This is a genomic window from Leisingera sp. McT4-56 (assembly GCF_020514995.1).
GTDB classification, from domain to species: Bacteria; Pseudomonadota; Alphaproteobacteria; order Rhodobacterales; family Rhodobacteraceae; genus Leisingera; species Leisingera aquaemixtae_A.
In genome coordinates, this window is record NZ_JAJALF010000002.1 from 199620 (window position 1) to 211356 (window position 11737).

Annotated in this window: 10 protein-coding genes; 7 read left to right on the top strand and 3 right to left on the bottom strand. The window is 63.7% G+C overall.

What is annotated here, in order from left to right:
• Positions 1-47 precede the first annotated feature (47 nt).
• From LHL23_RS04415 to LHL23_RS04435, 5 genes are all read left to right on the top strand, one after another.
• The gene (locus LHL23_RS04415; protein WP_226428945.1) at positions 48-2870 is read left to right on the top strand and encodes a molybdopterin oxidoreductase family protein; all 2823 of its coding nucleotides are present in this window, start codon (positions 48-50) and stop codon (positions 2868-2870) included.
• Positions 2867-3631, top strand: a complete 765-nt coding sequence (locus tag LHL23_RS04420) for a 4Fe-4S dicluster domain-containing protein (protein WP_226428946.1) — start codon at positions 2867-2869, stop codon at positions 3629-3631. Before LHL23_RS04415 ends, LHL23_RS04420 begins: the two co-directional genes overlap by 4 nt.
• Positions 3631-4518 (top strand): dimethyl sulfoxide reductase anchor subunit family protein, encoded by an 888-nt coding sequence (locus tag LHL23_RS04425; RefSeq protein WP_226428947.1) that lies wholly within the window; start codon positions 3631-3633, stop codon positions 4516-4518. Before LHL23_RS04420 ends, LHL23_RS04425 begins: the two co-directional genes overlap by 1 nt.
• A gap of 117 nt (positions 4519-4635) precedes the next feature.
• Complete coding sequence (locus tag LHL23_RS04430; RefSeq protein ID WP_226428948.1) at positions 4636-5097, top strand: carboxymuconolactone decarboxylase family protein; 462 nt, start codon at positions 4636-4638, stop codon at positions 5095-5097.
• Positions 5094-5975 carry a sigma-70 family RNA polymerase sigma factor gene (locus tag LHL23_RS04435; RefSeq protein WP_226428949.1) on the top strand — a complete coding sequence of 294 codons (882 nt, stop codon included), beginning with the start codon at positions 5094-5096 and terminating at the stop codon, positions 5973-5975. Before LHL23_RS04430 ends, LHL23_RS04435 begins: the two co-directional genes overlap by 4 nt.
• Positions 5976-6096: 121 nt before the next feature.
• Here LHL23_RS04435 and dapA read toward each other — a convergent pair whose 3' ends face one another.
• Positions 6097-6969, bottom strand: a complete 873-nt coding sequence (gene dapA, locus LHL23_RS04440) for a 4-hydroxy-tetrahydrodipicolinate synthase (RefSeq protein ID WP_226428950.1) — start codon at positions 6967-6969, stop codon at positions 6097-6099.
• Between the two features lie 139 nt (positions 6970-7108).
• Between dapA and LHL23_RS04445 the strand changes: the two genes are divergently transcribed.
• Positions 7109-9067, top strand: coding sequence for a lytic transglycosylase domain-containing protein (locus LHL23_RS04445; RefSeq protein ID WP_226428951.1), 1959 nt, complete (start codon positions 7109-7111; stop codon positions 9065-9067).
• Here LHL23_RS04445 and LHL23_RS04450 read toward each other — a convergent pair.
• Positions 9041-9949: a DMT family transporter gene (locus LHL23_RS04450; RefSeq protein ID WP_226428952.1), complete on the bottom strand. Its 909-nt coding sequence runs from the start codon at positions 9947-9949 to the stop codon at positions 9041-9043. The genes LHL23_RS04445 and LHL23_RS04450 overlap by 27 nt on opposite strands.
• Positions 9946-10614 carry a tRNA (5-methylaminomethyl-2-thiouridine)(34)-methyltransferase MnmD gene (mnmD, locus tag LHL23_RS04455; RefSeq protein WP_226428953.1) on the bottom strand — a complete coding sequence of 223 codons (669 nt, stop codon included), beginning with the start codon at positions 10612-10614 and terminating at the stop codon, positions 9946-9948. Before mnmD ends, LHL23_RS04450 begins: the two co-directional genes overlap by 4 nt.
• A gap of 58 nt (positions 10615-10672) precedes the next feature.
• On the opposite strand from mnmD, the gene LHL23_RS04460 reads away from it, so the two are divergent.
• A complete protein-coding gene (locus LHL23_RS04460; protein WP_226428954.1) occupies positions 10673-11713 on the top strand; it encodes an NAD(P)/FAD-dependent oxidoreductase in 1041 nt (346 codons plus the stop codon).
• Positions 11714-11737: the final 24 nt, after the last annotated feature.

Sequence of the window (11737 nt, forward strand, 5' to 3'; positions counted from 1 at the left end):
AGGCTTTCCGTCATACGGTCGCCCGAAACACCCAACAGGACCCGCCCATGACCCATCAGCAGCCAATCCTGAACACCTCGCCCAAGGTCTCGGACGAAATCCGCAAGACCACCTGCTACATGTGCGCCTGCCGCTGCGGCATCAACGTGCACATGAAGGACGGCAAGGTCGCCTATATCGAGGGCAACCGCGACCACCCGGTGAACAAGGGCGTGCTCTGCGCCAAGGGCTCGGCGGGGATCATGCAGGTGAACGCGCCTTCACGGCTGAAGGCGCCGATGATCCGCACCGGCCCGCGCGGCTCCGGCCAGTTCAAGGAAATCTCCTGGGACGAGGCGCTTGCGATTGCGGTGGGCTGGCTGGAGCCTGTCCGGCACGAGGCACCCGAGCAGTTGGCCTTCTTCACCGGCCGCGATCAATCGCAAAGCTTCACCAGCTTTTGGGCGCAAAGCTTCGGCACCCCCAACTATGCGGCGCATGGCGGTTTTTGCTCGGTCAACATGGCGACCGCGGGCATCTACACCATGGGTGGTGCGTTCTGGGAATTCGGCCAGCCCGACTGGGAGCACACCAAGCTGTTCATGCTGTTCGGCGTGGCCGAGGACCACGACTCCAACCCGATCAAAATGGGCATCGGCAAGATCAAAAAGCGCGGTGCGCGGGTGATCGGCGTCAATCCGATCCGCTCCGGCTACAACGCAGTGGCTGACGACTGGGTCGGCATTACCCCCGGCACCGACGGACTGTTCATCCTGTCCCTGATCCATGTGCTGATGAAGGCTGGCAAGATCGACCTCGACTACCTCAGCCGCTACACCAATGCGCCGGTGCTGATCAACGCCGAGGAAGGGCCAGAAAAGGGCCTGTTCCTGCGCGACGGTGACGGCAAGATGCTGGTGATCGACCGCAACACCGGCAAGCTGACCCCGTTTGACCAGCCAGGCGTGCGCCCTGACCTGAGCGCCGTCCATGAGAAAGACGGCGTCACCCACCGCCCCGTCTTCCACCTGATGGCAGAGCGTTACCTGGCTGATGAGTACGCGCCGGAGGCAATCGCAGAAAAATGCGGCATCCCGGCCCAACGCATTCGCGCCATTGCCGGCGAACTGGCCCGCGTCGCCTTTGACGAGGCCTTCGAGCTGGATGTCGAATGGACCGACTTCCGCGGCGAGAAGCACACCAAGATGGTGGGCCGCCCGGTCTCGATGCACTCAATGCGCGGGGTTTCGGCGCATGCGAACGGCTTCCAGACCTGCCGCGCGCTGCATGTGCTGCAGATCCTGCTGGGCACTGTCGAGGTTCCCGGCGGCTTCCGCTTCAAACCGCCCTACCCCAAGCCGGTGGAGGCGCATCCGACACCGCACTGCAAATCCACGCCTGACACCCCGCTGGACGGCCCGCATCTGGGCTTTGTCCGTGGCCCGGAGCATCTGGCGCTGAAGGAAGACGGCAGCCCGGCGCGGATCGACAAGGCCTTCACCTGGGAAAACCCGATGTCGGCGCATGGTCTTATGCACATGGTGATCTCCAACGCCTATGCCGGCGATCCCTACAAGATCGACACGCTGTTCATGTACATGGCCAACATGTCGTGGAACTCCTCCATGAACACCAAGGGTGTGATGGAGATGCTGACCGGCAAGGATGAAAACGGCGACTACAAGATCCCGCATATCATCTACTCGGATGCCTATTCCTCCGAGATGGTGGCCTTTGCCGACCTGATCCTGCCCGACACCACCTATCTGGAGCGCCACGACTGCATCTCGCTGCTGGACCGCCCGATCTGCGAGGCGGATGCAGCGGCAGATGCGATCCGCTGGCCGGTGATCGAGCCGGACCGGAATGTGCGCGGCTTCCAGACGGTGCTGATCCAGCTGGCCAACCGGATGAAGCTACCGAATTTCACCAATGAGGACCGCACCCCCAAGTGGAAGAACTACGCCGACTACATCGTCAACCACGAGCGCAAGCCGGGTATCGGCCCGCTGGCAGGCTTCCGCGGTGAAAACGGCGACAAGGAAGGCCGCGGCGAGGTGAACCCTGAGCAGCTGGACAAATACATCGAAAACGGCGGTTTCTACGTCGCCCACATCCCGGACGGCGCGGACTACTACAAACCCTGGAACACCGCCTATCAGGACTGGGCGGTGGGCATGGGCATCTATGACAGCCCGCAGCCCTATCTGTTCCAGCTTTATGTGGAGCCGATGCGCAAGTTCCAGCTGGCTGCAGAGGGCCATGGCGAACGCCAGCCCCCCGAGCATCTGCGCCAGCGGGTGAAGGACGTCATGGACCCGCTGCCGATCTGGTACGAGACCGACCAGCAAGGCAACGAGGGTTTTACAGTCAACGCGCTGACCCAGCGCCCGATGGCGATGTACCACTCCTGGGGAACCCAAAACGCCTGGCTGCGGCAGCTGCATGGACGCAATCCGCTGTATGTCCCAACCAAGCTGATGCGCGAGCACGGGCTGCAGGACGGCGACTGGGCCAAGGTCACCTCGCCGCACGGTGAAATTACCGTGCCGGTGATGGAGATGGCCGCGCTGAATGACAACACCGTCTGGACCTGGAACGCCATCGGCAAGCGCAAGGGAGCCTGGGCGCTGGAGAAGGACGCGCCGGAGGCCACCAAGGGCTTCCTCTTGAACCACCTGATCCACGAGCTTCTGCCCGCGAAGGGCGATGGCATGCGGTGGGCCAACTCGGACCCGATCACCGGCCAGGCGGCCTGGTTCGACCTGAAGGTCAAAATCGAAAAAGCCGCCGCGCCGGAGGATCTGCAGGAAAGCCAGCCGGCCTTCCCGGCGCAGGAATCCCCGGTTGGCACCGGCCCGAAAGAACTGAAGTGGAAAGTAGGCAAATGACCGAGCTCCCCAACTCCACAGACCGCAAGATGGGCCTGGTCATCGACCTGGACACTTGTGTCGGCTGCCATGCCTGCGTGATCTCCTGCAAGGGCTGGAATACCGAAAACTACGGCGCCCCTTTGTCAGACCAGAACCCCTACGGCGGCGACCCGTCGGGCACCTTCCTGAACCGGGTGCACTCCTACGAGGTGCAGCCTGCGGACGGCCATGCGCAGCTGATCCATTTCCCCAAGTCCTGCCTGCACTGCGAGGACGCGCCTTGCGTCACCGTCTGCCCCACCGGCGCCAGCTATAAGCGCGCTGAGGACGGCATCGTGCTGGTGAACGAGGACTACTGCATCGGCTGCGGCCTCTGCGCCTGGTCCTGCCCCTACGGGGCGCGGGAATTGGACCTGGCAGAAGGAGTGATGAAAAAATGCACCCTCTGCGTTGACCGGATTTACAACGAGAACCTGCCGGAAGTGGACCGCATCCCCTCCTGCGTGCGGACCTGCCCCGCAGGCGCCCGCCATTTCGGCGATCTGGGCGATCCGGACAGCGACGTTTCCAAACTGGTGGCAGAGCGCGGCGGCATGGATCTGATGCCGGAAATGGGCACCAAGCCGGTGAACAAGTACCTGCCACCCCGTCCCAAGGACCAGATCGAGGAGCAGATCGACATTCTCGCCCCGCTGCTGGCACCGGTCGCTGAGGAGCCGCAAGGCTTCATGGGCTGGCTGGACAAGGCCCTCGACAAACTTCCGGGAGGAGCGAACTGATGCATCCCGCACCATCCGTCATCATCTTCACCACGCTCTCCGGCCTCGGCTTTGGCCTCTTGTTCTTCCTCGGCCTCAGCCAGCCCGCCGTGACCGGGAAAGTGGCCTTTGTGTTCTACGCCATAGCCTTCGGCTTGGCCTGCGGCGGCCTGTTGGCATCTACCTTCCACCTGGGCCGCCCGGAGCGCGCCTGGCGCGCCCTGACCCAGTGGAAAACGAGCTGGCTCAGCCGCGAGGGCGTCTGCGCCGTCGGGGCGTTGATTGTCATGGGCCTCTACGCGCTTGGCGCGGTTTTCATGGACAGCCATTGGACACTGCTGGGCTGGATCGGCGCGGCACTCAGCCTCGCCACAGTCTTCACCACCTCGATGATCTACACCCAATTGAAGACCATCCCGCGCTGGAACATGGAACTGACGCCTGCGATGTTCCTGTCTTTCAGCCTGGCAGGCGGCGCGCTGCTGGCCGGAGCCGAGTCGGTGGCGCCCTGGCTGCTGGCCATCGCCGGCGCGGTGCAGCTGGCCTATTGGGCCAAGGGCGACAAGGCGCTGGAGAACTCCGGCACCAATCTGGGCACTGCCACCGGCCTTGGCGACCGCGGCGCGGTCCGCGCCTTTGAACCGCCGCACACCGGCTCTAACTACCTCTTGCGCGAGTTCGTTCATGTGGTCGGCCGCAAGCACGCGCAGAAGCTGCGGATGATTGCCTTTATCCTCGGCTTTGCCCTGCCGCTGCTGCTGATCCTGACCCCGGTTCAGGGCATCGTGATCAAGCATGTGTTTGCTGCCCTCGCGGTGCTGTCGCATCTCGCAGGCATCGCCACCTCGCGCTGGCTGTTCTTTGCCCAGGCCGAACATGTGATCGGCCTCTACTACGGCAAACGCTGACATTCCCGGGGCGCCCAATGCGGCGCCCCGATCTATTTTGAGTATTTTAACCAGCCATGTCACAAACGTCCTGGCTGCCTCGTCCTGTTCCTGAAGCCACCAAAAAGGAACAGACAAATGTCCCAACGCCTCGACTATTTCGCCATCACCCCCGACCTGTTTCAGCCGATGCTGGAGCAGGAGAAGCTGTTCAAGGACAGCACCCTGGAGCACAGTCTGGTGGAGCTGGTGAAGCTGCGGGCTTCACAGATCAACGGCTGTGCCTTCTGCATCCACATGCACAGCCACGACCTGCGCGCTCATGGTGAAAGCGAGGACCGGATGCAGCTGCTGAATGCCTGGTGTGAATCCTCGCTTTACACCAAGCGGGAGCGTGCCGCGCTGGCCTGGTGCGAAGCGCTGACGCGGGTGGAAAAGACCGGCGCGCCTGATACAGACTATGAGGAAATGACCCGGCTGTTCTCCCCGCGCGAGCAGGTGGTGCTGACGCTTCTGATCAGCGCCATCAATGCCTGGAACCGCATTGCAATCGGTTTCCGCACCTCGCATCCTGCCGCTGAGGAGGCCAATGCCGCGTGACAGCTCAACACAAAAATGACGGAACCGATGCGTTCCTGACAGCGCGGCCGCGATTGTTTGCGGCCGCCTACCGGATGCTGGGCACGGTTAGCGACGCCGAGGACATCCTGCAGGATGCGTTCCTGCGCTGGCAGACAGCGGACAAGGCTGAGGTACGGGACCCGACAGGCTACCTGATGCGGATCACTACCCGGCTGTGCCTGGACCAGCTGAAATCGGCCCGTGTGCGGCGCGAGACGTATCCCGGCGAATGGCTGCCGGAGCCGCTTCTGACCGAGGACGCAACCGAACAGCTGGACCATGACGTCTCGGTTGCCCTGCTGTTGGCGCTGGAAGCCTTGTCGCCGCTGGAACGCGCCGCTTTCCTGCTGCATGACATTTTCGACAGCTCCTATGACGACATTTCTTCCGCGCTGAACCGCTCTCCCGAGGCTTGCCGCCAATTGGCTGCCCGCGCCCGGCGCAAGGTCCAGAAGCTGCGGCCGCGGGCCCCGGCCGACCCGGATCAGGGGCGGGATTTGACCGAAGCCTTCTTCCGGGCGTCCAGAACAGGCGATACAGCGGCCCTGACCCAGCTTCTGGCGCAGGATGTGCAGCTCATTTCGGATGGCGGCGGCAAGGCCGTAGCAGCGCTCAATCCGATCTACGGGCGGGACAAGGTGCTGCGGCTGCTGGAAGGCATTGCCCGCAAGTTCGGCAATACGGTTCCGACCCGCTGGCGGTTTTGCCGCCTGAACGGCCTGCCGGCGATTTTGAACCTAGCCGAGGATGGTATCCTGCAAGCAACCTCGCTGGAGATCGCGGTGGGCAGAATCACAAGGATTTATGTGACCCGCAATCCGGATAAGACCCGGCACCTGGCGGATGCTCTGAGCTGAAGGGGCAACCCCTCTTGCCCCTTCAGGGCAACACATCCCGGAGTATTTCCAACCGGCAAGAGGCAAAAAGGGCGGCACTAGGATGGAGGCCGCCCTAGCTTTTTTCAGATGCGGATAAAGTTTACAGCAGGCCCGCGTGCACCATGGCCGCGTCGATGGCAGCCTTGGTGCTGTCCTCCAGCGTGGTCAGCGGCGAGCGAACTTCTTCGCTGCACATGCCAAGCTTGGACAGGCCGTATTTGGCGCCTGCAAGGCCCGGCTCGATGAAGATCGCCTCGTGCAGCGGCATCAGCCTGTCCTGATACTCCAGAGCCTTGGCATAGTCGCCTGCCAGGGTAGCGGCCTGGAATTCGGCACAGAGCTTCGGCGCGACGTTCGCGGTCACCGAGATGCAGCCAACGCCGCCGTGGGCATTGAAGCCCAGCGCGGTCGCGTCCTCGCCGGACAGTTGCACGAAATCCTTGCCGCAGGCGGCGCGCTGCTGGCTGACGCGGGCCAGATCGCCGGTGGCGTCCTTCACCCCGATGATGCGCGGCAGCTTGGCCAGCTCCCCCATGGTCGCAGGCGTCATGTCGACGACCGAGCGGCCCGGGATGTTGTAGATGATGATCGGGATCTCGGCACAGTCATGGGCGGCCTGGAAGTGCTGCACCATACCGCGCTGTGTCGGCTTGTTGTAATACGGCGTCACGACCAGCGCCGCATCGGCACCGACTTTCTTGGCAAACTCGACAAAGCGAATCATCTCGACGGTGTTGTTGGAGCCTGCGCCCGCAATCACCGGCACCCGGCCAGCCGCTGCCTTGACCGTCTCTGCGATGACCTGCTCATGCTCCTCGTGGGTCAGCGTCGGGCTTTCACCGGTGGTCCCGACGGGCACCAGGCCGGTCGACCCTTCGGCAATCTGCCATTCCACCAGGCGTTTTAGCGCATCCAGATCCAGCTCGCCGTTCGAAAACGGGGTAACGAGTGCTGGCATAGAGCCTTTGAACATGGGCACGCTCCCTTCGCTGCAGGTGCAGGCGGCAATCCGCCGCCGTCAAGGTACGGAATGCCAGTGATTTGAGTTGATACCGGCACGCCAATAAGTAACGTTCAAGCCTCTATCCCCGGACCGTTGGAAAATGCAAGAGATGACACGCATCCTGGCCCTTATTCTGCTCATTGCGGCGGCCCTGCCCGGAGCACCTGCCCAAGCCCGCGATTTGGGCACGGCGCTTGATCTCATGCGGGCCGAGAAATGGGATCAGGCCGCGCGCGAAGCGGGCAAGCGTCAAAGCGTGGCGCGCGATGTCATCGAATGGCACCGGCTGCGGGCCGGGCTGGGATCAGCAGGCGATGTAATGGCGTTTCTGGAACGGCGCCCGGACTGGCCCGGGCTCGATTACTTGCGCCGCCAGAATGAGGACGCCTTAGCCGCCACCGGGCGCGAGACCATCCTGGCCTTTTATGCCGAAGACCGTCCGCAAACTGCTGAAGGCGCGCTGAGCCTGGGCAAGGCCCTGATTGCTGCCGGGCGCCGCGGCGACGGCGAGGCGGAGATCGTGCTGGCCTGGCGCACCATGGCGATGGGCAGCGCGATCCAGAAGCTCTACTTGCGGGACTTCGGCAAGCTGCTGAAGCCGCACCACACCGCGCGGCTGGACCGGCTCTTGTGGGAGGATCATCTGGTTAGTTCCAAGCGAATGCTGCCACTGGTTCCCGAGCCTGAGCGTAAACTGGCAGAAGCCCGCATAGCTCTGCAGGAACGTGCCCCAGGCGTGGACGCCAAGATCGAAGCCGTTCCCGCCAGCCTGCAAGCCTCTGCCGGTCTTGCGTACGACCGCTTTGCCTGGCGCGACCGCAAGCGGCTGCAGGACAGCGCCATCGACATGATGATGGACCGCAGCACCAGCGCAGAGAAACTGGGCGAGCCGGGGAAATGGCTGAACCGCCGCCGGGATCTGGCCCGGCAATTGATGCGCGACGGCGATCACGAGCGCGCCTACCAGCTTGCGGCCTATCATTTCTCAACGCCCGAGGACGGTTATGGCTATTCCGACTGCGAATGGCTGGCCGGCTACATCGCCTTGCAGAATTTGCGCGACCCCGAGCTTGCTGTGGTGCATTTTCAGCGGTTCCTGTCCTCGGTCGAGACCCCGATCTCGATCGGCCGCGGCGGCTACTGGCTGGGCCGGGCCTATGCGGCAATGGGAGCAGCCGACAAGGCGCACGAGGCCTATGCCAAAGGCGCGGAATACCAGACGTCTTTCTACGGCCTGCTGGCCGCCGAGAAACTTGGGCGCCCCTTTGATCCGGCGCTGGTGAAACCCGCCCCCATGCCTGACTGGCGCAAGGCGGCTTTCATGCAATCCTCGGTGGCCGAGGCCGGACTGATGCTGCTGGAAGCCGGCGATCTGGCGCTGGCAGAGCGCTTTCTTACCCATCTGGTGGAGACCCTGCCACCGGTCCAGGCGCGCCAGCTGGGGCAAATGGCGGTGGAATTGGACCAGCCGCATCTGGCGGTGATGATCTCAAAACGCGCTGCCCGCGGCGGGGTGGAGCTGGAGGGCGCCTACTACCCCCTGCACGCGGTTGCCAAGCGTCAGCTGCCTATGGCCGAGGAAATGACCCTGGCCATTGCCCGGCGCGAAAGCGAATTTGATCCTGCGGTCGTCAGCCATGCCGGCGCACGCGGGCTGATGCAGGTGATGCCGGCAACGGCAAAGCTGGTGGCAACGGAACTGGGCATCCTGGCAAACCACAAGACGTCCCGCCTGACAGCGGAGTGGGATTACAACGCCAAGCTGGGGGCCAATTACCTGGCAGGCCTGGCCGGCAAGTTCCGCGGCAACGTTGTGATGATGGCGGCCGGCTACAACGCCGGCCCGCACCGCCCCATTGCCTGGATGGAACGCTATGGCGATCCCCGGGACGGCGACCCCGATATCGTTGACTGGATCGAACACATCCCCTTCAACGAGACCCGCAACTACGTGATGCGGGTCACCGAAAGCCTGCCGGTCTACCGGGCCCGGCTGGGCAAGGCGCCGCTGCCGGTTCCGTTCTCCAAGGAGCTGAAGGGCTCAACCCTTCACGCGTTCGCGCCATAAGGTGAACAGGCCCGCGGCGATGATGATGCCCGCACCTACAGCCACATTGGTGCGGATCACCTCGCCGAACACCGCCATGCCCAGCATCGCCGCCCAGATCAGGTGGAAATAGGCGAAAGGCTGAACTGCGCTGGCTTCGGCCATCTCGTAGCACTTGATCAGCAGCCAGTGGCCGGTCACGCCCGAAACGCACAGCAGCGCCATCCAGAACCAGTCGCCCTGGCTCATCGGCTCCCAGAACCAGATGCCGATTGCGGTCATGAAGACCATGCCGGCAACCCCGGTCCAGAAGAAACTGGTGGCGGTGCTGTCCTTGCGCGCGGCGTAGCGCGTCACCAGCCCGTAAACGGCAAACATCAGCGCCGAGATGAACGGTATCACCGCGGCCGGGTTGAACACGCCCATGCCAGGCTGCAGGATAACCAGCACCCCGATCAGGCCGACGCCAATCGCCGCCCAGCGCCGCCAGCCAACGCTTTCGCCCAGGACCGGGCCGCTCAGCGCCGCGACCAGCAGCGGATAGCAGATGAACACCGCCTGGCTCTCGATAAGGCCCAGCACGGTAAAGCCATAGACCGCCACACAGATTTCAGCGACCAGCAAAACGCCGCGGAACATCTGCAGCCACAGCTGGTCGGTACGGGCAGCCTCCTTGATCCCTCCCGGCGCCCTTGCCGCCAGGAAAACCACAAAGGCAGCAAAGAACCAGTAGCGCACCATCACCACCATGTAGGTGTTGTAGGTGCCCGCCAGATGGCGCGAAATGCCGTCCTGCAGGGCAAAGACGATGGTGGCTCCGATCATCAGCAGAATACCCAGCGGCACGTTGTTCTGCTGCACGCGGGGCTGAGGCAGGCTTTTGCCCTGTGGAACCATGCTCATCGCAATACCGCCTTTGTCATATGCCGCTTGCGCCCGTAACCGGGAATGCGGGTCACTTCAAATCCTGCTGCCTCCAGCCCGCGGCGGACAAAGCCCGCTGCAGTATAGGTCGCCGCCGAGCCGCCGGGCGCGGTATGCGCCGCAACCTCCGCCATCAGCGCCTCCTCCCACAACTCAGGGTTTTTGGCCGGAGAGAACCCGTCCAGAAACCAAGCATCGGCCCGCCCTGTCCACTCCGGCAGCGACACCCGCGCGTCGCCCTGGATCACCTCCAGTTGCAGGCTGCCCAGATCGCAAGCCCCTGTGCCATGCCACTTGGCCAGGAACCGCTCCGCCCAGGGGGCAACCGCCGGAAACGCCTCCAGCGCCTTGTCCATATCACCAGGCGCCATCGGGAAGGCCTCGAAACTGGTGAAGCGCAGCGGCCCTTCCTGCCCTGCTGCTTCCCAGGCACGCCAGGCCGCCAGCATGTTGAGACCGGTGCCAAAGCCCAGCTCGGCAATATGAAAGCCCGGAGCAAACCGCTCCGGCAAGCTGTTTCCAGCCAGGAACACATGCTCCGTCTCTGCCAGCCCGTCCTGGATTGAGAAATAGGGATCATCGAACTGATCCGACACCGGAACAGTGCCATCGCGCCAGCTGAGGCGGGCCTGCTGGTCTGCCATGCTATAATCCCCTAAGTGAGTGTCTGGAACGGCGCGACACTGGCGAAAGGATCAGCAAATGGCAATGGCAGATGTAACAGTGCGCGGGGCGGGCATTTTCGGCCTGTCAATTGCCTGGCTCTGCGCCCGGCACGGTGCAAAGGTGCAGGTGGTGGACCCGTTCGGGGCAGGTGCAGGCTCCAGCGGCGGCCTGGTCGGCGCCTTGGCCCCGCATGTGCCGGAAAACTGGAACCCCAAGAAGCAGTTCCAGCTTGAAAGCCTGCTGATGGCAGAAGGCTTCTGGGAAGAGGTCGAGGCCACCGGCGGTGTGTCCCCCGGTTACGGCCGCACCGGGCGCCTGCAGCCCATCAACGATGAACGCTCCCTAGAGCTTGCCCGCAGTCGCGAAGTTTCCGCCCGCGAGCTGTGGAAAAATGAGGCGGAGTGGACTGTCTGCCAGGCAGACAGCCTCGGCCCCTGGGTGCCGCCCAGCGCCACCGGTTTTGTCATTCACGACACCCTCAGCGCCCGCATGCACCCCCGCCGCGCCTGCGCCGCGCTGGTCTCCGCCCTGGCGGTTATGGGTGTTGAGGTGCAGCAGGAAGCGGCCGATCAGGGCAAGGTGGTGCATGCCAAGGGCTACGCGGGCCTCTTGGAGCTGAACGAAAACTTCGGCAAGACGATCGGCGGCGGCGTCAAGGGCCAGGCGGCGCTCTTGCGCTTTCACGAAGGCGAGGTGCCGCAGCTCTATGCTGACGGCCTGCACATCATCCCGCATGCGGACGGAACCCTGGCGATCGGCTCCACCAGCGAACGGGAATTCGACGACGGAAGAGCCACTGATGGCCAGCTTGACGACGTGATTGAGCGCGCCCGCGCCGCGGTGCCGGTGCTGCACGGGGCGGAGGTCATCGAACGCTGGGCCGGCGTGCGCCCCCGGGCCAAGTCCCGTGCCCCGATGCTCGGCGCCTGGCCGGGCCGCAATGGCCATTACATTGCTAACGGTGGCTTCAAGATCGGCTTCGGCATGGCCCCCAAGGTAGCACATGTGATGGCGGACCTGCTGCTGGAAGACATGGACAGCATCCCGCAAGGCTTCAGGGTAGAGGACAACCTCTAATCCCAGCCCCTTCGCCCTTTGACG

Excerpts from the sequence above, each read along its gene's own strand:
- LHL23_RS04415 (WP_226428945.1), top strand. The coding sequence starts at position 48 with ATGACCCATCAGCAGCCAATCCTGAACACCTCGCCCAAGGTCTCGGAC.
- LHL23_RS04420 (WP_226428946.1), top strand. The coding sequence starts at position 2,867 with ATGACCGAGCTCCCCAACTCCACAGACCGCAAGATGGGCCTGGTCATC.
- LHL23_RS04425 (WP_226428947.1), top strand. The coding sequence starts at position 3,631 with ATGCATCCCGCACCATCCGTCATCATCTTCACCACGCTCTCCGGCCTC.
- LHL23_RS04430 (WP_226428948.1), top strand. The coding sequence starts at position 4,636 with ATGTCCCAACGCCTCGACTATTTCGCCATCACCCCCGACCTGTTTCAG.
- dapA (WP_226428950.1), bottom strand. The coding sequence starts at position 6,969 with ATGTTCAAAGGCTCTATGCCAGCACTCGTTACCCCGTTTTCGAACGGC.
- LHL23_RS04445 (WP_226428951.1), top strand. The coding sequence starts at position 7,109 with ATGACACGCATCCTGGCCCTTATTCTGCTCATTGCGGCGGCCCTGCCC.
- LHL23_RS04450 (WP_226428952.1), bottom strand. The coding sequence starts at position 9,949 with ATGAGCATGGTTCCACAGGGCAAAAGCCTGCCTCAGCCCCGCGTGCAG.
- mnmD (WP_226428953.1), bottom strand. The coding sequence starts at position 10,614 with ATGGCAGACCAGCAGGCCCGCCTCAGCTGGCGCGATGGCACTGTTCCG.
- LHL23_RS04460 (WP_226428954.1), top strand. The coding sequence starts at position 10,673 with ATGGCAATGGCAGATGTAACAGTGCGCGGGGCGGGCATTTTCGGCCTG.